The 20,418-nt window shown below is 68.0% G+C and carries 23 protein-coding genes and 1 riboswitch; of the genes, 14 read left to right on the forward strand and 9 right to left on the reverse strand.

What is annotated here, in order from left to right; genetic code table 11:
* Window positions 1-40: 40 nt before the first annotated feature.
* A complete protein-coding gene (locus EVU97_RS03135) occupies window positions 41-985 on the reverse strand; it encodes a heme A synthase (protein ID WP_240730110.1) in 945 nt (314 codons plus the stop codon).
* A gap of 60 nt (window positions 986-1,045) precedes the next feature.
* Between EVU97_RS03135 and EVU97_RS14910 the strand changes: the two genes are divergently transcribed.
* Together EVU97_RS14910 and EVU97_RS03140 are read left to right on the forward strand one after the other, a co-directional pair.
* Window positions 1,046-1,366 carry a hypothetical protein gene (locus tag EVU97_RS14910; RefSeq protein ID WP_165357860.1) on the forward strand — a complete coding sequence of 107 codons (321 nt, stop codon included), beginning with the start codon at window positions 1,046-1,048 and terminating at the stop codon, window positions 1,364-1,366.
* Between the two features lie 11 nt (window positions 1,367-1,377).
* On the forward strand, window positions 1,378-2,193 hold the full coding sequence (locus tag EVU97_RS03140) for an FAD-dependent monooxygenase (protein WP_165357861.1): 816 nt from the start codon (window positions 1,378-1,380) through the stop codon (window positions 2,191-2,193).
* A gap of 99 nt (window positions 2,194-2,292) precedes the next feature.
* On the opposite strand, the gene EVU97_RS03145 is transcribed toward EVU97_RS03140, so the two are convergent.
* Together EVU97_RS03145 and EVU97_RS03150 are read right to left on the reverse strand one after the other, a co-directional pair.
* The gene (locus tag EVU97_RS03145) at window positions 2,293-3,063 is read right to left on the reverse strand and encodes an ABC transporter permease (protein ID WP_240730111.1); all 771 of its coding nucleotides are present in this window, start codon (window positions 3,061-3,063) and stop codon (window positions 2,293-2,295) included.
* The gene (locus EVU97_RS03150; protein ID WP_240730112.1) at window positions 3,060-3,812 is read right to left on the reverse strand and encodes an ABC transporter ATP-binding protein; all 753 of its coding nucleotides are present in this window, start codon (window positions 3,810-3,812) and stop codon (window positions 3,060-3,062) included. Before EVU97_RS03150 ends, EVU97_RS03145 begins: the two co-directional genes overlap by 4 nt.
* Before the next feature lie 218 nt (window positions 3,813-4,030).
* Between EVU97_RS03150 and EVU97_RS03155 the strand changes: the two genes are divergently transcribed.
* The 8 genes from EVU97_RS03155 to EVU97_RS03190 are packed head-to-tail and all read left to right on the forward strand — an operon-like array spanning window position 4,031 to window position 10,661.
* Complete coding sequence (locus EVU97_RS03155; protein WP_240730113.1) at window positions 4,031-4,717, forward strand: metalloregulator ArsR/SmtB family transcription factor; 687 nt, start codon at window positions 4,031-4,033, stop codon at window positions 4,715-4,717.
* The gene (gene sufB / locus EVU97_RS03160; protein ID WP_118912418.1) at window positions 4,714-6,132 is read left to right on the forward strand and encodes a Fe-S cluster assembly protein SufB; all 1,419 of its coding nucleotides are present in this window, start codon (window positions 4,714-4,716) and stop codon (window positions 6,130-6,132) included. Before EVU97_RS03155 ends, sufB begins: the two co-directional genes overlap by 4 nt.
* Window positions 6,132-7,352: a Fe-S cluster assembly protein SufD gene (gene sufD, locus EVU97_RS03165; RefSeq protein WP_129663475.1), complete on the forward strand. Its 1,221-nt coding sequence runs from the start codon at window positions 6,132-6,134 to the stop codon at window positions 7,350-7,352. The genes sufB and sufD overlap by 1 nt, the downstream gene beginning before the upstream one ends.
* Window positions 7,349-7,678 (forward strand): non-heme iron oxygenase ferredoxin subunit, encoded by a 330-nt coding sequence (locus EVU97_RS03170; RefSeq protein ID WP_129663477.1) that lies wholly within the window; start codon window positions 7,349-7,351, stop codon window positions 7,676-7,678. The genes sufD and EVU97_RS03170 overlap by 4 nt, the downstream gene beginning before the upstream one ends.
* Before the next feature lie 38 nt (window positions 7,679-7,716).
* Window positions 7,717-8,487, forward strand: a complete 771-nt coding sequence (gene sufC, locus EVU97_RS03175; protein WP_047312788.1) for a Fe-S cluster assembly ATPase SufC — start codon at window positions 7,717-7,719, stop codon at window positions 8,485-8,487.
* A 2-nt stretch (window positions 8,488-8,489) separates the two neighbouring features.
* Window positions 8,490-9,785 carry a cysteine desulfurase gene (locus EVU97_RS03180; RefSeq protein WP_129663479.1) on the forward strand — a complete coding sequence of 432 codons (1,296 nt, stop codon included), beginning with the start codon at window positions 8,490-8,492 and terminating at the stop codon, window positions 9,783-9,785.
* A 1-nt stretch (window position 9,786) separates the two neighbouring features.
* Window positions 9,787-10,269, forward strand: coding sequence for a Fe-S cluster assembly sulfur transfer protein SufU (sufU, locus tag EVU97_RS03185; protein ID WP_047312790.1), 483 nt, complete (start codon window positions 9,787-9,789; stop codon window positions 10,267-10,269).
* On the forward strand, window positions 10,266-10,661 hold the full coding sequence (locus EVU97_RS03190; RefSeq protein ID WP_225910765.1) for a metal-sulfur cluster assembly factor: 396 nt from the start codon (window positions 10,266-10,268) through the stop codon (window positions 10,659-10,661). Before sufU ends, EVU97_RS03190 begins: the two co-directional genes overlap by 4 nt.
* Window positions 10,662-10,890: 229 nt before the next feature.
* Here EVU97_RS03190 and EVU97_RS03195 read toward each other — a convergent pair whose 3' ends face one another.
* Both EVU97_RS03195 and EVU97_RS03200 read right to left on the reverse strand, forming a co-directional pair.
* Window positions 10,891-11,364, reverse strand: coding sequence for a C40 family peptidase (locus EVU97_RS03195; RefSeq protein WP_052947149.1), 474 nt, complete (start codon window positions 11,362-11,364; stop codon window positions 10,891-10,893).
* Between the two features lie 4 nt (window positions 11,365-11,368).
* A riboswitch (cyclic di-AMP (ydaO/yuaA leader) is annotated at window positions 11,369-11,556 on the reverse strand.
* 113 nt (window positions 11,557-11,669) lie between these two features.
* Window positions 11,670-12,638, reverse strand: a complete 969-nt coding sequence (locus tag EVU97_RS03200) for a neutral zinc metallopeptidase (protein ID WP_129663481.1) — start codon at window positions 12,636-12,638, stop codon at window positions 11,670-11,672.
* A gap of 164 nt (window positions 12,639-12,802) precedes the next feature.
* Here EVU97_RS03200 and EVU97_RS03205 point away from each other — a divergent pair, with 164 nt between their 5' ends.
* Both EVU97_RS03205 and EVU97_RS03210 read left to right on the forward strand, forming a co-directional pair.
* Window positions 12,803-14,401, forward strand: a complete 1,599-nt coding sequence (locus EVU97_RS03205) for an ABC-F family ATP-binding cassette domain-containing protein (RefSeq protein ID WP_047312792.1) — start codon at window positions 12,803-12,805, stop codon at window positions 14,399-14,401.
* A 51-nt stretch (window positions 14,402-14,452) separates the two neighbouring features.
* Window positions 14,453-16,309, forward strand: a complete 1,857-nt coding sequence (locus tag EVU97_RS03210) for an ABC transporter ATP-binding protein (RefSeq protein ID WP_129663847.1) — start codon at window positions 14,453-14,455, stop codon at window positions 16,307-16,309.
* Window positions 16,310-16,458: 149 nt separating this feature from the next.
* Here the strand turns inward: EVU97_RS03210 and EVU97_RS03215 are convergent, their stop codons facing one another.
* The 4 genes from EVU97_RS03215 to EVU97_RS03230 form a co-directional block, all read right to left on the reverse strand.
* Window positions 16,459-17,229 carry an SDR family oxidoreductase gene (locus EVU97_RS03215; protein WP_129663483.1) on the reverse strand — a complete coding sequence of 257 codons (771 nt, stop codon included), beginning with the start codon at window positions 17,227-17,229 and terminating at the stop codon, window positions 16,459-16,461.
* A 12-nt stretch (window positions 17,230-17,241) separates the two neighbouring features.
* Window positions 17,242-18,090 carry an SURF1 family protein gene (locus EVU97_RS03220; protein WP_165357862.1) on the reverse strand — a complete coding sequence of 283 codons (849 nt, stop codon included), beginning with the start codon at window positions 18,088-18,090 and terminating at the stop codon, window positions 17,242-17,244.
* A 73-nt stretch (window positions 18,091-18,163) separates the two neighbouring features.
* Window positions 18,164-18,403: a hypothetical protein gene (locus EVU97_RS03225; protein WP_129663487.1), complete on the reverse strand. Its 240-nt coding sequence runs from the start codon at window positions 18,401-18,403 to the stop codon at window positions 18,164-18,166.
* Window positions 18,375-18,716: a DUF3099 domain-containing protein gene (locus EVU97_RS03230; protein ID WP_129663489.1), complete on the reverse strand. Its 342-nt coding sequence runs from the start codon at window positions 18,714-18,716 to the stop codon at window positions 18,375-18,377. The genes EVU97_RS03225 and EVU97_RS03230 overlap by 29 nt, the downstream gene beginning before the upstream one ends.
* 134 nt (window positions 18,717-18,850) lie before the next feature.
* On the opposite strand from EVU97_RS03230, the gene fabG reads away from it, so the two are divergent.
* Both fabG and fabI read left to right on the forward strand, forming a co-directional pair.
* Complete coding sequence (gene fabG, locus EVU97_RS03235) at window positions 18,851-19,561, forward strand: 3-oxoacyl-ACP reductase FabG (RefSeq protein WP_129663491.1); 711 nt, start codon at window positions 18,851-18,853, stop codon at window positions 19,559-19,561.
* Window positions 19,562-19,617: 56 nt separating this feature from the next.
* The gene (gene fabI / locus EVU97_RS03240) at window positions 19,618-20,379 is read left to right on the forward strand and encodes an enoyl-ACP reductase FabI (RefSeq protein WP_129663493.1); all 762 of its coding nucleotides are present in this window, start codon (window positions 19,618-19,620) and stop codon (window positions 20,377-20,379) included.
* Window positions 20,380-20,418 lie beyond the last annotated feature (39 nt).

Here is a 20,418-nt window from a genome sequence, read left to right on the forward strand (position 1 = left end):
GGGCGTTCGCGTTTGTGTTTGTGTTTGTGTTTGCGAAGCGTCAGATGCGCTCGCGCAGTGAGCACATCGCCCACGTCATGTAGGTGACGAGCAGTGCCGCGCCGAACATGTGGACGAGCACGATGACCCAGGGCAGCCCGGTGAAGTACTGGACGTATCCGATAGCGCCTTGCGCGAGCGTGACGACGAGGAGGCCCGTCCACATCTTCACGGACTGCTGCGATGCCTTGGTCACCTTCTGCGCGAGGAGAACGGCGATGACGAGGCCGACGAAGAGCATGACGGCGTCCGCGTGCAGCCAGGAGACCGAACGCGGGTCGAATCCAGTGCGGGCCGGCGCGACGGCGTCACCCGAGTGCGGGCCCGAACCCGTGACGATCGTGCCCAGCACGAGAACGACGAAGGCCACGGCCGTCGTCAGCCACGCGGTGATCTCGATGGGCCGCACGACGAGGAGGCGACGCTCGCCGTCGCCCTCGCGGCCGCGCCAGATGAGCCAGGCCGAAGCGGAGACGAGCAGCATCGAGATGAGGAAGTGCAGCGCCACGATGAAGGGGTTGAGCTCCATGTGCACCGTGATGCCACCGACGATCGCTTGCAGGGCGATGCCACCGAGCACACCCGCGACAGGGGCGCGCAGCCCCTTGCGCTGAGGCGCCCACTTGATGATGCCGATGAGGAGAGCGAGTGCGACCACCGAGACGAGACCGGTCAGCGTGCGGTTCCCGAACTCGATGTACTTGTGGTAGCTCTGCTCCTGGTGCTCGACGGGCGTGAACGAGCCGGGCACGCACTGCGGCCAGGTGGGGCAGCCCAACCCGGAGCCTGTGAGGCGGACGAGACCACCCGTGATGACGATGCCGATCTCGACCGCGAGGTTGAGCCAGAACAGACGGCGCAGCCACGGGTGAACCGGTGCCTTGTCGGCTCGGACACCCTCGCGAGGCTCGGCCGGAGGTGGGACGAAAGCGGGGGAGGTGGTCACCTCTCCAGGGTAGTAGGACGCCGTCACGCCCCCGCCACCGGTCGGACGCCAGTGCGTCATATGCGCAGCGGCAATGTGAACGAACGTTCAACGGTTGTCGCGGATAGCGACGCTATGGAACTGCGGGCGTCACCCGTACTTTCCGAACGTGCCCGACGGAAAGGATCGAAGTGTCCACTTCACCCGAAACCACCTCCGACGTCGTCGGCGCGCTACCTTGCCCGCGAGGGAGCGCTGCTCGCCGAGCGCACCTTATCGCCGGAAGAGCAGCAGATCGCTGTGCACCGCGGCGAACTGCAGAACATGCTGCTCGACACCGTTCTGGAGCGCCTCGGATCCGACGCGGTGCGCACCGGTCAGCGCGTCGATGGTTCGAGCTGAGCGACGGTGTCGTGAACGTCACAGTGACCGACCGCGACTCGGAACAGGCGGAGAAGGTCACAGCGCGCGTCCTCCTCGCCGCCGACGGTGTCCACACATCAGTGCGTCAGCAACTGCACCCCGACATGTCCTTCCACTGGGAGGGCACGCGCATGTTCCGCGGCACCGCAGTGCGGGAGCCATTCCTCGACGGCGCGACCATGACGCTCATCGACGGCGAGGAGGAGAAGCGTTTCCTCGCCTACCCGATCTCCCGCGACGTGGAGAACGAGGGTGAGGAACTCATCAACTGGGTGGCCATGGTGCCCGAGGCTGACTCCCGGACGATCTCGGGCGACGACACGAAGAACGAGCCGACCGACCCGAAGGACGTCGTCCCGACGTTCCGGGGCTGGGGATTCGACTGGCTCGACATCGAAGGTCTCGTCGCCGAGTCGACCGACGTGTTGCGCTACCCGATGACGGATCGTGAGCCGCTGCATTCGTGGGGCGAAGGCGGCGTGACGTTCATGGGCGACGCCGGCCACCCGATGCACCGCATCGGTGCGAACGGGGGCTCACAGGCCATTCTCGACGGCCAGGCGATCGCCGAGCACCTCACCGGCGTCGACCTCAGGGACGGTGCGGCCGTGGACACCGCGCTGCGGGCCTACGAGGACGAGCGACGCCCCGTCACCAACGACGTGGTGATGGCCAACCGCAAGCTCAACAAGACCGAGCGCAGCATCGCGAACAAGACCCAGGACGAGCTCAAGGAGTTCGCCGAGTCGGGGGAGTTCGAAGAGATGCAGACGAAGTACGCGAAGGGCGAGTTGGACGAGCTCTGAGGCTCGGGGGGCCGACCCACACGCGTCGGGCGCCTCACCCTTGTGGTGGGGGGCCAGACCCGTGTCCAGGCCAGAGAGGGCTCACCCTCACGGTGAGGTTCAGTCGCTCCAGCGGAAGGCCTTCGCGGCCACGAACGTCAGGAGGGCGCCCCAGACCACGAGGACGAGCATCGGCACCACGGTGTTTCCCTGGCTGGTCAACGCGCCGCGCAGACCGTCACCCAGCGCGCCCGTCGGCAGGTACTTCACGACAGCTGCCCAGGCGTCGGGGTAGCGCGAGGTGGGCATGAGCAGGCCGCCGCCGACGGCGAACAGCACCCACAGAAGGTTGGCGGCGACGAGAACGCCCTCGGCGCGAATCCGACCGGCCACCGTGAGGGCGAGGGCCACGAACACCCAGCACCCGAGAGCCAACAAGAGGACGGCCGGAAGAACACCGTCGATGCGCGGCTGCCAGCCCAGGGCGAAGCCGAGGCCACCGAGCACGATGGTCTGCACGAGAACAACACCGGCCACGGCGACAGCCTTGGCGATCATCAGACCGCGGCTGCCCAAGGGCGTCACGCCCAGCAGGCGCAGAACCCCGTAGCGACGATCGAAGCCCGTCGCGATCGCCTGGCCGGTGAATGCCGTAGAGACCACCGCGAGGGCCAGCACGCCGGGAACCGCGAGGTTGATGCGTCGTCCCGGCCCGAGGTCCGGCGTGGAGCTGAAGTGCAGCCCGAGCAACGCCATCGCCGGAAGCAGGACGGAGACCATGAGCTGCTCGCCGTGGGAGAGCAGCGTGCGCCCCTCGAAGAGTGCCTGTGCGCGAACCCGAGCCGGGGCGGGTGCGGCCGGATTCGCGTTTCGTTCCACGGCAGCGTTCACAGCGTTCCCCTCCCGGTGAGGTCGAAGTAGACGTCCTCGAGCGAACGGCCGTCCGTGACGTCCGCGAGGGAACCCTGCGCGACACACCGGCCCTCGTTCATGACGACGACGTGGGCGGCGAGGCGCTCCGCCTCCTCGAACGAGTGGGTCGTGACGACAACACTCGCGCCGCGCTCCCGCTCGGCTTCGACGAGATCCCAGACGTCGCGGCGAGCGTGCGGATCGAGGCCGGCACTCGGTTCGTCGAGGAAGAGCACCTCGGGTCGTCCGATCATGGCGGCCGCGAGAGCCACGCGCTGGCGCTGACCGCCCGAGAGGCGCCGCACGGAGGTGCGGTTGAACGTGGGGATGTCGAGCGCACCGGCGAGTTCGTCAATGTCACGGGGCTTGGCGTAGAACGACGCGAGATGGCGAAGGAGCGCGAGGGGCTTCGTCCCCATTGGCAGGCCGCCGTCCTGCAGCATGACGCCCACACGCGCACGGTGGGCGGCGTCCGCGTTCCACGGCTCGGCTCCCAACACGCGGATGGAGCCGGAGTCCGGTCGGCGAAGTCCCTCGGCCATCTCGACGACGCTCGTCTTGCCCGCGCCGTTGCGCCCGAGAAGCGCCGTGATGGCTCCGGCCGGCGCGTGCCACGACAGGTCGCACAATGCCTCCACACCGCCGTAAGCGTGCGACACACCGTCGACGACAACGGCGTGTTCGGCCGGTTCGGGTCGTTTCACTGCGGGCGACGGGGGATGAGGCACCGAAACAGCGTACTCGGGGGCCACACGGCCTCTCCCGGCGGTCGAAGTGAGGTGAACCTCAGTTTCGCGAGGGAATCGAATTACGCAACATGGGTGTTGTTAATTTCGATGGAAAGTCGACGTGGCCACGTCGACGAAGCGATCGAAGGAGGTGCGAGGCGATGACGCCGGAGCCTGTGAACCCAGGAGCCGCTGCGAGTCCTGCTGCACCCCAGAGAGTGCCGACGCGCGAACGCGTCCGGCTCGCCGTTTCCGAACACGGCCCTGTCACCGCCGCCGAACTCGGCGACCGCATGGGCCTCACTCCGGCCGCCATGCGCCGTCACCTCGACGCACTCGTCGCGGACGGTCTCATCGCCGAGCGGGAGGCCCCGTCGTCGGGAGCCAAGCGCCGCGGCCGGCCGGCACGCGCCTACGTCCTCACGGACGCCGGCCACGCCGCCATGACGGCCGGGTACGACACGCTCGCCAACCAGGTTCTCGGGCACCTCGTGCGCGTCGGGGGAGACGAGGCCGTCGAGGCTGTCGCTCGTGAGCGCGCCCGTGAGATCGCCCACTTGGTCAAGCCCCTCGTGGACGCCGCCGGTGACGACCCGAACGCCCGCGCCCGCGCCCTGGCAGGCGCGTTGAGCAGCCAGGGCTTCGCAGCGTCGACACGCCCGGTGGCGCAGGGCACGCCGCTCGCGGGCGTCCAGTTGTGCCAGGGTCACTGCCCGGTACAGCATGTGGCGGCCAACCACCCCCAGTTCTGCGAAGCGGAAGCCGAGGTGTTCTCCGAGGTTCTCGGCGTCCACGTCCAGCGGCTCGCGTCGCTCGCGCACGGCGACCACGTGTGCACCACGTTCATCCCCACCATCACCACCGACCGAAACAATGCCGCCCCACACGAGGAGGAGCAGCGATGAGCACGATCGAGGAGCTCAACCCAGGTCTCGCCGACCTCGGCCGCTACGAGTACGGATGGGCGGACTCCGACACCGCCGGCGCATCCGCCAAGCGCGGCCTGTCGCCGGATGTCGTCACCGACATCTCGGACCGCAAGAGCGAGCCGGAGTGGATGAAGAAGCTTCGACTGAAGTCGCTCAACCTCTTCGAGAAGAAGCCCATGCCGAACTGGGGCAGCGACCTCACGGGCATCGACTTCCAGAACATCAAGTACTTCGTGAAGTCCACGGAGAAGCAGGCCACCACGTGGGACGAGCTTCCCGAGGACATCAAGGCCACCTACGACAAGCTCGGCATCCCGGAGGCCGAGAAGCAGCGCCTCATCGCTGGTGTCGCCGCGCAGTACGAGTCGGAGGTCGTCTACCACCAGATCCGCGAGGACCTGGAGGAGAAGGGTGTCATCTTCGTCGACACCGACTCCGGTCTGCGTGAGCACGAGGACCTGTTCAAGGAGTACTTCGGCTCCGTCATCCCCGCCGGTGACAACAAGTTCGCCGCGCTCAACACGGCCGTGTGGTCGGGTGGCTCCTTCATCTACGTGCCGCCGGGCGTCCACGTCGACATCCCGCTGCAGGCCTACTTCCGTATCAACACGGAGAACATGGGCCAGTTCGAGCGCACGCTGATCATCGCCGACGAGGGCAGCTACGTTCACTACGTCGAGGGCTGCACCGCCCCCATCTACAAGACCGACTCCCTGCACTCGGCCGTCGTCGAGATCGTCGTCAAGAAGAACGCCCGCGTTCGCTACACGACGATCCAGAACTGGTCGAACAACGTCTACAACCTCGTGACGAAGCGCGCCACCTGCGAAGAGGGCGCCACGATGGAGTGGATCGACGGCAACATCGGCTCCAAGGTGACGATGAAGTACCCGGCCGTCTTCCTCATGGGCGAGCACGCCAAGGGCGAGACGCTGTCGATCGCGTTCGCGGGCGAGGGCCAGCACCAGGACGCCGGCGCCAAGATGGTCCACGCCGCGCCGAACACGAGCTCGACCATCGTGTCGAAGTCCGTGGCCCGTGGCGGCGGCCGTACCTCCTACCGCGGTCTCGTGCAGGTGCTCGAGGGCGCCGAGCACTCGAAGAGCTCTGTCGTCTGTGACGCCCTGCTCGTCGACCAGATCTCGCGTTCGGACACCTACCCCTACGTCGACGTCCGCGAGGACGACGTGCAGATGGGTCACGAGGCCACCGTCTCCAAGGTCTCCGAGGACCAACTGTTCTACCTGCGCAGCCGCGGCCTGAGCGAAGAGGAGGCCATGGCGATGATCGTGCGTGGCTTCGTCGAGCCCATCGCGCGTGAGCTGCCGATGGAGTACGCACTCGAACTCAACCGCCTCATCGAACTCCAGATGGAAGGAGCCGTCGGCTGATGACCGCCGTCACGCCAGAAATGGGCAAGGCAGACAAGGCCACTCTCGCGGGTGACCACAGCCACGGGGCCACGATCCCGGACCAGTCGCGCGCCGAGCGCCGCAAGTCCTTCGACCTGGGTGCCTTCGGTGTCCCGAGCGGCCGCGAGGAGGAGTGGCGTTTCACGCCCGTCGACCGCCTCTCGCCGCTGTTCGCCGAGAAGCAGACCGACCCCGAGGCCGTCACGGTCACCGTGACGGGCGAGGGCTTCGAGTCCGGCACGCTCGCCGAGGGTGAGGCTCCGCGCGGCACCGTACTCGTGCCGAGCGACCGCGGTTCGGTTCTCGCGTCGTCCCTGACGCCGAACGCCGACCACGTCGTCATCCCGGCCGAGGCCGAGCTCGCCACGCCGGTGCGCATCGCGGTCGACGGCAAGGGTGGCGACAAGCGGGCCAACGCTCACCTCGTCATCGAGGCCAAGCAGCACAGCAAGGCGCTCGTCATCCTCGAGCACACCGGCTCGGCCCAGGTCACGGCCAACGTCGAGATCGTCACCGGCGACGGCGCCGACCTCACAGTCGTCACCGAGCAGCGCTGGGAGGACGACGCTCTCCACCTCGCCGAGCACGACGCACTCGTCGGCCGTGACGCGCGCTACCGCCACATCGCGGTGACGCTCGGCGGCGGCATCGTGCGCATGAACTCGAACGTCCGCTACGCCGGGCCCGGGGGAGAGGCGACGCTCCTCGGCGTGTACTTCGCCGACTCCGGTCAGCACCTCGAGCACCGCTCGTTCATCGACCACAACGCGCCGAATTGCACCTCCCTCGTCACCTACAAGGGTGCGCTGCAGGGTGAGACGGCCCGCACCGTCTGGGTGGGCGACGTGCTCATCCGCGCCGAGGCCGAGGGCATCGAGACCTACGAGCTCAACCGCAACCTCGTGCTCACCGACGGGGCCCGTGCCGACTCCGTGCCGAACCTCGAGATCGAGACCGGCGAGATCGAGGGTGCGGGTCACGCCTCCTCGACCGGCCGCTTCGACGACGAGCAGCTGTTCTACCTGCAGGCTCGTGGCATCCCCGAGGACGAGGCACGTCGTCTCGTTGTGCGCGGCTTCTTCGCCGACATCGTGAACAAGATCGGTGTCGCCGAGGTCGTCGAGCCCCTCATGGAGGCCATCGACGAGGAACTCGCCGCCACGGCCAAGCTCGTGGAGAGCGCAGGAGCCGAGGCATGAGCGACGCGAACGTCGAGTGGGTCAAGCTGGCGCAGCTGAGCGACATCGGTACGCCGGGTGCGATCAAGGTCGACATCGACGACCTGCAGATCTGCATCGCGCGCGACTCCGCCGGTGACGTTCACGCGCTCGACGACACGTGCTCGCACGCCGCAGTCTCCCTCTCCGAGGGCGAGGTGGAGGACGACGGCATCGAGTGCTGGCTGCACGGCTCGAAGTTCGCCTACGCCACCGGCGAGCCGATGAGCCTGCCGGCCACGCAGCCGGTCAACGTCTATCCGACCAAGCTCGAGGGCGACAACATCCTCGTCGGCATCCCCGCCTGAGCACCCCCGAAACTTTCCTGACAGAAGGACGAACAAGCATGTCAACGCTGGAAATCCGCGATCTTCACGTGACCGTCGAGACGGAGAACGGCACGAAGGAGATCCTCAAGGGCGTCAACCTGACGATCAACTCGGGCGAGACGCACGCCATCATGGGCCCCAACGGCTCCGGCAAGTCGACGCTGGCCTACTCCATCGCCGGCCACCCCAAGTACACGGTCACGTCGGGCACCGTCACGCTGGACGGTGAGGACGTCCTCGCGATGGAGGTCGACGAGCGCGCCCGTGCGGGCCTCTTCCTCGCCATGCAGTACCCCGTCGAGGTTCCGGGCGTCACCGTCTCGAACTTCCTGCGCACGGCCAAGACGGCCATCGACGGCGAAGCACCGAAGGTGCGCACGTGGGTCAAGGATGTCAAGGGCGCCATGGGCAACCTCAAGATGGACCCGGCCTTCGCCGAGCGCAACGTCAACGAGGGCTTCTCCGGCGGCGAGAAGAAGCGCCACGAGATCCTGCAGATGGAGCTTCTCAAGCCGAAGATGGCGATCCTCGACGAGACCGACTCCGGCCTCGACGTCGACGCGCTGCGCATCGTCTCCGAGGGCGTCAACCGCGCCAAGGACGAGACGAACTGCGGCGTCCTGCTCATCACGCACTACACGCGCATCCTGCGCTACATCAAGCCCGACCACGTCCACGTGTTCGTCAACGGCAAGGTGGCCGAGGAGGGTGGCCCCGAGCTGGCCGACCGCCTCGAGGCCGAGGGCTACGACCGCTACGTCAACGCCGCTGCGGAGGCGAAGGCCTGATCATGGCTCACGCATCCTTCGACGCGGCGCGCGTGCGGGAGGACTTCCCGCTGCTCGCGCGCCGCGTCCGCGACGACAAGCCGCTGGTCTACCTCGACTCCGGTGCGACGTCGCAGAGCCCCGAGTCGGTCATCACCGCCGAGGGCGACTTCTACCGCACCGTGAACGCTGCGGTGCACCGAGGAGCCCACCAGCTCTCCGAGGAAGCCACCGACGCCTACGAAGGCGCGCGCGAGACCATCGCCCGTTTCATCGGTGGGCGAGCCGACGACATCGTGTTCACCAAGAACGCCACCGAGGCTCTCAACCTCGTTGCGTACGCCTTCAGCAATGCCGGCGCGCCCGGCGCGATGGACGGCGTCGATGAGGCGATCGCCTCGAAGTTTGCGCTGGGCCCCGGTGACGAGATCGTCGTCACGGCGATGGAGCACCACGCTAACCTCGTGCCGTGGCAGGAACTCGCACGTCGTACCGGCGCCACGTTCCGTTGGATCGAGATCACCGACGACGGTTTCGTCGACCTCGATTCGGCGCGTGAGGTCATCACCGAGCGGGCCAAGGTCGTCGCCTTCACCCACGTCTCCAACGTGCTGGGCACGATCAACCCCGTCAATGACCTCGCAACGATCGCTCGCGAGGCCGGGGCACTCGTCGTTCTCGACGCGTGCCAGTCGGTGCCGCACATGCCCGTCGACGTGGCACAGCTCGATGTCGACTTCCTCGCCTTCTCCGGCCACAAGATGCTCGGTCCCACCGGCATCGGTGTGCTGTGGGGCAAACACGAACTCCTCGAGGCGATGCCTCCGTTCCTCACCGGCGGATCGATGATCGAGATCGTGAAGCTCGAAGGCACGACGTTCGCGCCCCCGCCCCAGCGCTTCGAGGCGGGCACGCCGAACGCCGCCCAGGCCGTCGGTCTCGCCGCCGCGTGCGACTACCTCGAGGCGCTCGGCATGGACAACGTGCTGCGTCACGAGCAGGATCTGATCCAACTCACGCTCGACGGCCTCGACGAGCGTCCCTGGGTCAGCGTGCTCGGCCCCCAGGACGCAGGTGCCCGGCTCGGTGCGGTCGCGTTCGTCGTCGACGGGGTGCACCCGCACGACGTCGGGCAGATTCTCGACGACGCCGGTGTTGCCATTCGTACCGGTCACCACTGCGCGTGGCCGTTGCACCGACGTCTTCGCGCCGTGGCGAGCAGCCGTGTCAGTTTCAACGTCTACTCCACGGCCGACGACGTCGAGGCGTTCCTCACGGCGCTCGACCGGGTGCCGAACATCTTCGGTCTGGAGGTCTGAGATGGATCTGTACCAGGAGCTCATTCTCGAGCACTCCAAGCGCCCGCAGCACGCGGGCCTGCGCGAGCCGTTCGGCGCCGAGAGCCACCACGTCAACACCTCCTGCGGTGACGAGATCACCCTGCGTGTCGACGTCGAAGGCGAGGGCGACGACGCCGTCATCAAGGACGTCAGCTACGACTCGATCGGTTGCTCGATCTCCGTGGCGTCGGCGTCAATGCTTGCCGAGAACCTCATCGGGCTCACGCTGCGTGAAGCCCAGGAGGTCTTCGGTGCCACCCGCACGATGCTCACGAGCAAGGGCCAGGCTGCCGGTGACGAGGAAGTCATCGGCGACGCCATCGCCCTCGCCGGAGTCTCGAAGTACCCCGCGCGCGTCAAGTGCGCCCTGCTGTCGTGGTCCGCACTGCAGGACTCGCTCGGCAAACTCGGTCTCGACCTGACCGGGGGCGCCGCATCCACCACGGAGGAGACCAAGGCATGACCGACAACGAGATCACGGCCGACGTGACCGCCAACGAGGCCGAGGCGCCCGAGCGCGCCCAGGCGCAGGGAGTCAGCGACTCCGGCGTCGAGGTCGAGGAGGTCAAGGAGGCCCTGCGTGACGTCGTCGACCCCGAGCTCGGCATCAACGTCGTCGACCTGGGCCTCGTCTACGGCATCACCGTCGACGAGAGCAAGCACGCCGTCATCGACATGACGCTGACGTCTGCGGCCTGCCCGCTCACGGACGTCATCGAGGAGCAGGTCGCCACGTCCCTGCTCGACGTCGTCACGGGCCACACCCTCAACTGGGTGTGGATGCCGCCGTGGGGCCCGGACAAGATCACCGACGACGGTCGCGAGCAGCTTCGCGCGCTCGGCTTCAACGTCTGACAAGAGGTGGGCGAAAGCGGCTCCGGTCCTCCTGAGTCGCGTCGACCCTGACGACGAAGGCACTCACCACTGTGGTGAGGGCCTTCGTCGTGTCGTTATCTCGCGTGACGTCCGCGAGAAAACGCAACCCGTGTGGAAGCCGGTCGATTGCCCACAGTGGAGAGACGCGAAACGGCCCCTCGTCCCGGAGGACGAGGGGCCGTTTCGAAACGTCGCAGAGGCTCGCGGATCAGACGCGACCGAAGCGGTAGCTGGCACCGGCGCGCGAGAGCGACACGCGCGTACCCGGACGCATAGCGTGCCACACCATGCCGTTACCGGCGTAGATACCCGTGTGGTAGGCGTAACCACCAGAGGTGAGGAACGCCAGGTCGCCCGGACGGGCGTACGCGCGGGAAACGCGGTAGGAGGAGCGGTACTGCTGGTTGGCCGTACGCGGCAGGTAGCGGCCGACCTGGCGGTAGGACCAGCTCGTCAGACCCGAGCAGTCGAAGCGCCACGGGCCGGAAGCGCCGTACACGTAGGGCGCACCACGACGGCTCGAAGCCTTGGCCACGGCGCGGCGCGCGGACGCGGCCGTGACGGCGCTGGCGTTCGAGGCGCTGGCAACCGAGACGGCGCCGAGAGCGGAGGAGGCCAGAGCCGTGCCGACGGCAACCTTGGAGGTGTTGGCCATGAAGGAGCGGCGGGACATGTTCTTCATGTCGATTCATTTCCAGGAGCGCTTACGAGGCATGACCTGTCGGGTTCGAGATCCTAGATTCTCGGCCCACCGAAGTGAGCTTTACCCCAAGAACCACCGAAGTGGCCCGGATGCTGGGTGCACCGTTCCCGTCGCTCCGCATCATGCGAAGTGATACCTGGCCTTCGTGACGGGACTCAGCGACGAAGCAGGGCCGCACCGTTTCGGTGCGACCCTGCAAGGTTACAGACTGATCACGAGCGATACAAATCGAGCGTGCACCAAGTTGTCAGGTAACCCACATGTTCGTGAATCCGCCGCGATTCTCAGCCCAGATCCTGGGCGTTGAAGGTGTCACAGGAGTTCAACTGGCCGCTCTGGAAACCGGTCAGGAACCACTTCTGGCGCTGCTCGGACGAGCCATGCGTCCACGACTCCGGAGTCACCCGACCCTGGGCCTTCTGCTGGATGCGGTCGTCGCCCACAGCCGAGGCGGCCGACAGCGCCGACTTGATGTCGGCCTCGGTGACCGGCTGGAGCAGCGTGGTGCCGTTCTTGTCCTTGGCCTCCGTGGCGTGGTTGACCCAGATGCCCGCGTAGCAGTCGGCCTGCAGCTCGAGGCGGACCGATCCGGACTCGGGCCCCTTCGGGTCCTGCTGGGCGCGACCCAGGGCGCCGAGAAGGTCCTGGATGTGGTGGCCGTACTCGTGCGCGACGACGTACATCTGAGCGAGGTTGCCGCCGTCGGCGCCGTAGGTGCTCGACAGCTCCTGGAAGAAGCTCGTGTCGATGTAGACCTTCCGGTCGTTCGGGCAGTAGAACGGCCCCATCTGCGAGCTCGCGGTGCCGCAACCGGAGGACGTCTGGCCGCTGTAGAGCTTGGTGGGCGCGTACTCGTACTCGGTGCGACCGCCGGTGAAGTCCGGGAGCGCCTGGTCCCAGTAGGCCTGAACGGCATTGACCGTTCCGATCACGCGGCAGGTGTCGTCCTCGTTGGCGTCAGCACCCGTCTTGCAGGCCTGGATCTGCTGGGAGACCCGGTCGTTCGAGCCGGAGACGTCCTGCGTGTCCTGGCTGTACTGGTTGAGGCCGCTCGCGCCGCCGGGGTAGCTGCTCCCGCCACCGCTGCCGGTGATGTCGATGCCGAAGAACGCGAAGATGAGCATGAGGATGAGACCGCCGATACCGCCGACGGCCGTACCTCCGCCCATCCCGCCGCGGCCACCGCCGAAGCCTCCGGAACCACCGGATTCGACCTGCGACGTGTCCAGCTGCGCGTTGTCGTTGAACGTCAAGAGAACCTCCGTTGTGAAGGCGGACGGCGTCGTCCACCCCGATTCATCTCTCGTAGACTACTGGGGCTTCACGCGCCTCGCCGTATGTAACGCGAGCCGAGCGCTCCCGTCCGGCGTGTCGGAGCCGTACACCCCTTCACCGTTCTTTCGAGGAGCCCTGCCCTGTGATCACCGCCGAAGGCATCGAACTGCGCGCCGGCTCGCGCATCCTGCTCGAGAGCGCCACGTTCCGGGTGGCCGCCGGTGACCGTGTCGGACTCGTCGGGCGCAACGGTGCCGGTAAGACCACCCTGACGAAGGTGCTCGCCGGTGAGGGTCTGCCCGCTGCCGGCAAGGTGGTCAGCTCCGGGGCAGTGGGATACCTGCCGCAGGATCCCCGCACCGGTGACCTCGATGTCCTCGCGCGCGACCGTATCCTGTCGGCGCGCGGCCTCGACGCCATCGTCGCCGATCTGCGCAAGGCCGAGGCGTCGATGGCCAGCGACGATGACAACGTGCGCGAGCGCGCGATGCGTCGCTACAGCCGTCTCGATGCCGAGTTCGACGCCCAGGGCGGGTACGCCGCCGAGTCCGAGGCGTCGTCGATCGCCTCCAGTCTCGGGCTCGAGCAGCGCATCCTCGAGCAACCGCTGCGCACCCTGTCCGGTGGTCAGCGCCGACGCATCGAGTTGGCACGCATCCTCTTCTCGGGTGCTCAGACCCTGCTTCTCGACGAGCCGACCAACCACCTCGACGCCGACTCGATCATCTGGTTGCGCGACTACCTCAAGACCTACCGCGGCGGGCTCATCGTCATCAGCCACGACGTGGAACTGCTCGACGCCGTCGTGACGAAGGTCTTCCACCTCGACGCCAACCGCAGCGAGATCGACCAGTACAACGTCGGTTGGAAGGCCTATCTGCAGGCGCGCGAACTCGACGAGAAGCGCCGCAAGCGCGAGCGGTTGAACGCCGAGAAGAAGGCCGGGGTGCTGCTCGCCCAGGCCGACAAGATGCGTGCCAAGGCGACGAAGGCCGTCGCGGCCCAGAACATGGCCCGCCGCGCCGAGAAGATGCTCGCCGGCATCGAGGGCGAGCGCGTACAGGACAAGGTCGCCAAGCTGCGCTTCCCGAAGCCTGCGCCCTGTGGCAAGACACCGCTCATGGCCGAGGGGCTCTCGCGCTCGTACGGCTCGCTCGAGATCTTCACCGACGTCGATCTCGCCATCGATCGTGGCTCGAAGGTCGTCGTCCTCGGCCTCAACGGCGCGGGCAAGACGACGCTGCTGCGGATGCTCGCGGGCGTCGACGCCCCGGACACCGGGCGCATCCTGCCGGGCCACGGCCTCAAGATCGGCTACTACGCTCAGGAGCACGAGAACCTCGACGTCGACCGCAGCGTGCTGGACAACATGAAGTCCGCGGCGCCCGAGCTGGGCGAGACCGAGGTGCGCAAGGTGCTCGGTTCGTTCCTGTTCTCCGGTGACGACGTCGACAAGCCGGCCGGGGTGCTCTCCGGCGGGGAGAAGACCCGCCTTTCCCTGGCACTGCTCGTCGTCTCGAGCGCCAACGTGCTGCTGCTCGACGAACCGACGAACAACCTCGACCCGGCCAGCCGTGAGGAGATCCTCGGCGCACTCAACAACTACGAGGGTGCCGTCGTGCTCGTCAGCCACGACGACGGCGCCGTGGAGGCCCTCAACCCCGAACGCATCCTGCTCCTGCCGGACGGTGTCGAGGACCTGTGGGGTCCGGACTACGCCGACCTCGTCTCCCTCGCCTGATCGACGTGAGACCGTTCGCATGCTGAGGTCAGGAGCCGCGCCGTGTCGATGATGGGCCCGGGCTGGCAGATGATGCGCTCGATGTCGAAGGACGCCACGGTCAAGGACCAGCGCCTGGCTCCGGGCACGGTGCGTCGCGTCGGCGGATACGCCACGCGATACACCTCGACCATCGCGGTCTTCCTCGTTCTCGTCGTCGTCGACGCGGTGATGATCGTCGCGACGCCACTGCTGCTCAAGCACATCGTCGACGACGGTGTCGTGCCGCGCGATCGGCAGGTCGTCGTCATCCTCTCGCTCGCCGTGGCGGCCGTCGCAGTCCTCGGCGCGGGAGTGACCGTCGTGCAGCGATGGTTGTCCGCGCGCCTGGGCGAAGGACTCATCTTCGACCTGCGCGCCGACGTCTTCCGGCACGTGCTCGCCCAGCCCATCGCCTTCTTCACGCGCGCCCAGACGGGTGCGCTCGTCACGCGCATCAACAGTGACGTCGTGGGCGCTCAGCAGGCGTTCACGACGACGCTGTCGACGGTCGTGAGCAACGTCGTCAGCCTCGCCGTGCTCCTCGTCGCCATGACGTCCCTGTCGTGGCAGCTCACGGTGGCGGCGCTCGTGCTCGTGCCGCTGTTCCTCCTCCCGACGCGCCTGTTGGGCCGTCGTCTCGCCGGTCTGACCCGCGAACAGATGACTCTCAACGCCGAACTGGGCGCACGGATGACGGAGCGCTTCAACGTCGCCGGCGCCCTGCTCGTCAAGCTCTTCGGCCGGCGCAGCGACGAATCGGCGCAGTACGACGCCCGCGCCGCCCGCGTGCGCGACATCGGCGTGTCCATCGCGACGCAGCGCAGCATGTTCCTCGTCGCCCTCACGCTCATGGCGTCGCTCGCCACCGCACTCGTCTACGGCGTCGGCGGTCTGCTCGCTGTGGACGGCACCATGACGGTCGGCACGCTGCTCGCCATGGCCGCCCTGCTCGGACGGCTGTACGGCCCGCTCACCGCTCTGTCGAACGTGCGCGTCGACGTCATGGCGGCCATGGTCTCCTTCGAGCGGATCTTCGAGGTGCTCGACCTGCCTCCGCTCGTCCGTGAGGCGGATGACGCGGTCGCCCTCGGGCCGGGCCCGCTCGGCGTCCGCTTCGACGGTGTCTCGTTCGGTTACCCCAGCGCCGATGACGTGTCGCTCGCATCGCTCGAGACGACCTCGAGCGGTGATCGCGACGCCGGTGAGCTCGTGCTGCGCGACATCGACCTCGACGTCGCACCGGGCAGCGTCGTGGCGCTCGTGGGTCGCAGCGGTGCCGGAAAGACGACGCTCACCTCGCTCGTACCCCGGCTGTACGACCCGACGAAGGGGCGCGTCCTGGTCGGGGACCTCGACCTCACCGGGGTGAGCCTCGAGTCGGTCGCCCAGCGCATCGGCGTCGTGACTCAGGAAGCGCACATGTTCCACGACACCGTGCGGGCCAACCTCCTGTACGCACGCCCCGACGCCACCGACCGCGATCTCGAGCAAGCCCTTCGCGCGGCGCACGTCTGGGCCCTCGTCGAACGTCTGCCGCACGGTCTCGACACCGTCGTCGGCGATCGCGGACACCGGCTGTCCGGGGGAGAGAAGCAGCGGTTCGCCATCGCCCGGCTGCTGCTCAAGGCCCCCGACGTGGTCGTGCTCGACGAGGCGACGGCCCACCTCGACAGCGAGTCCGAGCGCGCGGTGCAGGCGGCGCTGGCGAACGCGCTCGTGGGGCGCACGGCGCTCGTCATCGCCCACCGCCTCTCCACCATTCGCCGCGCCGACAGCATCGTCGTGCTCGACGGCGGGCGCATCGTGCAGCAGGGAACGCACGCCGAACTGCTCGCCGCGGGCGGCCTGTACGCCGACCTGCACGCCACGCAGTTCAGCGACGACTGAACGCCGGTCGCCGACGCCCGGGCATCTTGCCGCGTACGCGTTCACCCGGTGGTGACGGGGCCGTCATGACCACCGCCCATGAGCAACGAGGGTTCGCGGCTCGCCAACGACCCGCCATGGGGGCGCCGGCCCCAGGCGGGGAAGCGCCGTCAGAGGGTGCGCAGAGATCCGCCGTCCACCGGTAGGGCGATGCCGGACAGGTACGACGCCGCCGGGCTGGTGACGAAGGCGGCGACGCGTCCGAACTCCTCCGGCGTGCCGTAGCGCCCCAGCGGGATACCGGCCTCGGCCTGCTTCTTCGACGCCTCCGCGTCGCCCGTTCCGGCGTCGAGCGAGCGCACCCGGTCGGTGTCGATACGCCCCGGGAGCAGGACGTTGACGCGGCCACCGCGCGGGCCGTATTCGTCAGCCAGCGTCTTCGCAGCCATGGCGAGGCCGGGACGCAGACCGTTGGAGATGGCGAGCCCCGGAATCGGCGACTTCACCGAGGACGACAGCACCATCGTCACGGCCATCTGAGCCTCCGGCTCGAAGGGTTCGTCCAGCACCGCGCGTGCCATGCGCAGACCGCCGAGGAACACGCTGTCGAAGGCTGCGCGCCACTGCTCCTCGGTCGTGTCACCGAGCTTGCCCGCGGGCGGTCCACCCACGGAGACGACGGCGCCGTCGAGGCGGCCGAAGCTCTCCTTGGCGACGGCGATGAGGCGAGCGGCGGTCTGCGGGTCGGCGAGGTCAGCCGCGACCGCGCGCACGTTCGCGCCGGTCGGGAGCTGCTCGGCCGCCGCGTCGATCCGCTCCTGATCGCGTGAGGCGATGACGAGGTCAGCGCCGTCCGCCGCGAGCACCTTCGCCGTCGCGAGGCCCAGGCCACCGGAGGCGCCGGTGACGATGTACGTCCGTCCGTTCAGTCCACAGTCCATGGCTTCATCCTGTCACTCGTCCTCTTCGTCCCAGATCCGCTGCTTGCGCTTCTTCTCGCGCTTCGGACGCGCGGCAGTCGCGCCCTCCTGTGCCTGCACCTCGTCGGCGGACGCGGGATTGGCCGTCTCGAGGCCGTCGAGGTACTCACGCCGGGCGCGCATCAGGACGAAGGCGTATCCGGCGACGATGCCTAGCCACCACTGGATGGCGTAGCTCAGATTGATGCCGGCCGCCATGCCCTGCGACGGCCGCTCCAGGGCCTGCGGTCGCGGGGGAGTTGTCCCGTCGGGCATCGACTCGGTGCGCATGCGGACGTAGCCGTCGACGAGTTGCTCACCCGTGGCCTTCTCGGCGTCGGCCGTCGAGATCGAGGAGAGCTGGCCTTCGACCGGCGGCCGGCCGAGGCTCTTCTCGCTCGGCCGCACCCAACCGGTCACCGTCACCTGGCCACGCGGCGACGCGGGAACAGAACTCGGCTTCGCCGCGCTCGAGCCGTTGGTCACCCACCCGCGGTCGACGAGCACCTTGATGCCGTCGACGGCGAAGACGTCCACGGTCTCGTAGCCGAAATCGCCGCCGGGGCCGGGCCTGTTGCGCACCATGCGGACATCACCGAGATAGGAGCCGGTTCCGCGAACCTGCTTCCACTCGTCATCCTTGGCGGGGGCCCGGCCATCCTCGAGAACGTCACCGAACGGGACGGGTCGGGCGTCGTAGTTCGTGTCGATCCGCTCCTGGATCGTCGACTTCTCCTGCCAGCGATTCCACTGCCAGCGCCCTGCGACGAGGCAGATCGTGGCCCACAGTGTCGCGACGAGCAACCACGTGAGCCAGCGTTTGGTGGAGAGCAGTCGAAGCACCCCACCAGCATAGTAGGGCTGTTCGCCGCCCTGACGCCGGGCATCAGGGACGAGCAGGTTCCCGCGAGGCGCCTCAGCCGTCGTGCGGATCCAGGGCGTCGGGCCGGACGCTGTCCCGGTAGAAGCCGCGCAGAGACAGGAAGTCGCGCAGCGTCACCTCGTGCTCGTCGCACGCGAGCCAGACCTTGCGTCGTTGCGCGTCGTGCAGCTTCGGGTTGTTCCACCGCAGAGCCCACGTCGCGTGGCGTCGGCACCCCTTCGCGCTGCAGATCAGCTCGGCGGGGTCATCGCGAAGAGCGGTCCGCAGATCCATGGATCTCCTTGGGAGGCACCGGAGGGGGAGTGACGGCACCCATGCGGTCGATGCGCCGCTTGCCCGTCGCGTTGGCGTACACGACGGCCGCGTAGGGCAGTACGGCAGCGAGAGCGAAGCACACGACACTGAGCGGGCGGCTGACCTGCCAGGTGGCGACGGCCGCGATGAAGCAGACCGTCCGGATGGCCATCGAGATGAGGTAGCCACGCATTCGGCGGTTCTGGTCGTCCTCGGCCGACTCGGGCAGGCTCGTCGCCGAGGGGCGGGGCTGTTCACCCTTGCCCGTCCGCGAGGAAGCTGCTCGTGCCATGGCTCCAGCTTACGACTCACCACGATTCGTCCCAATTGGAGTACCCGGGGGTAGTGGATACGTTGCTGAGCGAGGTTGATTCCGGCGCGCCCGCGCCCGACCACACGACATGCTGCGAACGAAGGACAGGGTGAATGGCGAGCCGCAACGTACTGGTGACCGGAGGCAACCGAGGTATCGGTCTGGCCATCGCCGAGAGGTTCCGTGACCAGGGGGACGCCGTCGTCATCCTTTCGCGCGCCGGTGAGGACGTCGCGGGCATGCCCGCGGTTGCGGGCGACGTCAGCGACTCCGACTCGGTGAAGAAGGCGTTCAAGGAGGCCGAGGAGAAGCTCGGCGGCCCCATGGACGTCGTCGTCGCGAACGCCGGAATCACCGACGACGGTTTGCTCATGCGCATGAGCGACGAGTCGTTCGACCGTGTCATCGACACCAACCTCGCCGGCGCGTTCCGCTGCGCCCGCGCCGCGACGACCGGCATGATCCGCCGCAAGGGCGGGCGCCTCATCTTCGTCTCGAGCGTCGTCGGACTCTACGGGTCTCCGGGCCAGGCCAACTATGCGGCGAGCAAGGCCGGTCTCGTCGGTCTCGCCCGCTCCGTTGCCCGCGAACTCGGGGGCCGTGGCATCACGGCCAACGTCGTCGCGCCCGGCTTCATCGAGACCGAAATGACGTCCTCGCTGCCGGAGGACCGGCAGAAGGCCTACAAGGACGCCATCCCCACCGGGCGCTTCGCCCGCCCCGAAGAGGTGGCAGCCGCCGTCACGTTCCTCGCCTCGCCGGAGGCCGCCTACATCAACGGTGCTGTCGTACCCGTCGACGGCGGCCTCGGCATGGGCCACTGACCACTGACCCAGCCCGCATCCTCCACTCCGCTCCGCCCCGCACGAAAGGCACCACCATGGGTCTGCTCGAAGGTAAGAAGCTCCTCGTCACCGGCGTCCTCATGGACTCCTCGATCGCCTTTCACGTGGCGCGCCTGGCCCAGGAGGAGGGCGCCGAGGTCGTTCTCACGAGCTTCGGCCGCACGATGAAGATCACGCAGACGATCAGCCGTCGGCTGCCCGAGCCCGTCGAGGTGGTCGAACTGGACGTGACGAACACCGAGCACCTCGAGACCCTCGCCGAGCGCCTCGAGCCGATCATCGGTTCGCTCGACGGCGTCGTGCACTCGATCGGCTTCGCACCGCAGGGCGCGTTCACCTTCATGGACGCCACGTGGGAGGACGTCTCGACGGCACTGCACGCCTCGGCGTATTCCCTCAAAGCCCTCGCGAAGGCTGCCGAGCCCCTCATGAAGGACGGCGGCGCCGTGGTCGGGCTGACGTTCGACGCGAAGTTCGCCTGGCCCGTCTACGACTGGATGGGCGTGGCCAAGGCTGCGTTCGAATCGACGAACCGCTACCTCGCACGTGACCTCGGCCCGCAGGGGATCCGCTGCAACCTCGTCGCCGCCGGCCCGATCCGCACCACGGCGGCCAAGTCGATCCCGGGCTTCGAGCAGTTCGAGGAGACCTGGAACAACCGTGCTCCGCTGGGTTGGGACGTCTCCGACGCGGTGCCCGCCGCGCGCGCATGCGCGGCATTGCTGTCCGACTGGTTCCCGGCGACGACGGGCGAGATCGTCCACGTCGACGGCGGCGTCCACGCGATGGGTCAGTAGGCGTCCAGCTCGTGTCGGGCGGATGCAGGTGAAGCACAC

It is taken from the genome of Dermacoccus sp. 147Ba, assembly GCF_004151355.1.
GTDB lineage: Bacteria > Actinomycetota > Actinomycetes > Actinomycetales > Dermatophilaceae > Dermacoccus > Dermacoccus abyssi.

Coding starts and splice junctions, on each gene's coding strand:
- EVU97_RS14910 (WP_165357860.1), top strand. CDS start 1,046: ATGCGCAGCGGCAATGTGAACGAACGTTCAACGGTTGTCGCGGATAGC.
- sufB (WP_118912418.1), top strand. CDS start 4,714: ATGAGCACGATCGAGGAGCTCAACCCAGGTCTCGCCGACCTCGGCCGC.
- sufD (WP_129663475.1), top strand. CDS start 6,132: ATGACCGCCGTCACGCCAGAAATGGGCAAGGCAGACAAGGCCACTCTC.
- EVU97_RS03170 (WP_129663477.1), top strand. CDS start 7,349: ATGAGCGACGCGAACGTCGAGTGGGTCAAGCTGGCGCAGCTGAGCGAC.
- sufC (WP_047312788.1), top strand. CDS start 7,717: ATGTCAACGCTGGAAATCCGCGATCTTCACGTGACCGTCGAGACGGAG.
- EVU97_RS03180 (WP_129663479.1), top strand. CDS start 8,490: ATGGCTCACGCATCCTTCGACGCGGCGCGCGTGCGGGAGGACTTCCCG.
- sufU (WP_047312790.1), top strand. CDS start 9,787: ATGGATCTGTACCAGGAGCTCATTCTCGAGCACTCCAAGCGCCCGCAG.
- EVU97_RS03190 (WP_225910765.1), top strand. CDS start 10,266: ATGACCGACAACGAGATCACGGCCGACGTGACCGCCAACGAGGCCGAG.
- EVU97_RS03195 (WP_052947149.1), bottom strand. CDS start 11,364: ATGAAGAACATGTCCCGCCGCTCCTTCATGGCCAACACCTCCAAGGTT.
- EVU97_RS03210 (WP_129663847.1), top strand. CDS start 14,453: ATGGGCCCGGGCTGGCAGATGATGCGCTCGATGTCGAAGGACGCCACG.
- EVU97_RS03215 (WP_129663483.1), bottom strand. CDS start 17,229: ATGGACTGTGGACTGAACGGACGGACGTACATCGTCACCGGCGCCTCC.
- EVU97_RS03225 (WP_129663487.1), bottom strand. CDS start 18,403: ATGGATCTGCGGACCGCTCTTCGCGATGACCCCGCCGAGCTGATCTGC.
- EVU97_RS03230 (WP_129663489.1), bottom strand. CDS start 18,716: ATGGCACGAGCAGCTTCCTCGCGGACGGGCAAGGGTGAACAGCCCCGC.
- fabG (WP_129663491.1), top strand. CDS start 18,851: ATGGCGAGCCGCAACGTACTGGTGACCGGAGGCAACCGAGGTATCGGT.
- fabI (WP_129663493.1), top strand. CDS start 19,618: ATGGGTCTGCTCGAAGGTAAGAAGCTCCTCGTCACCGGCGTCCTCATG.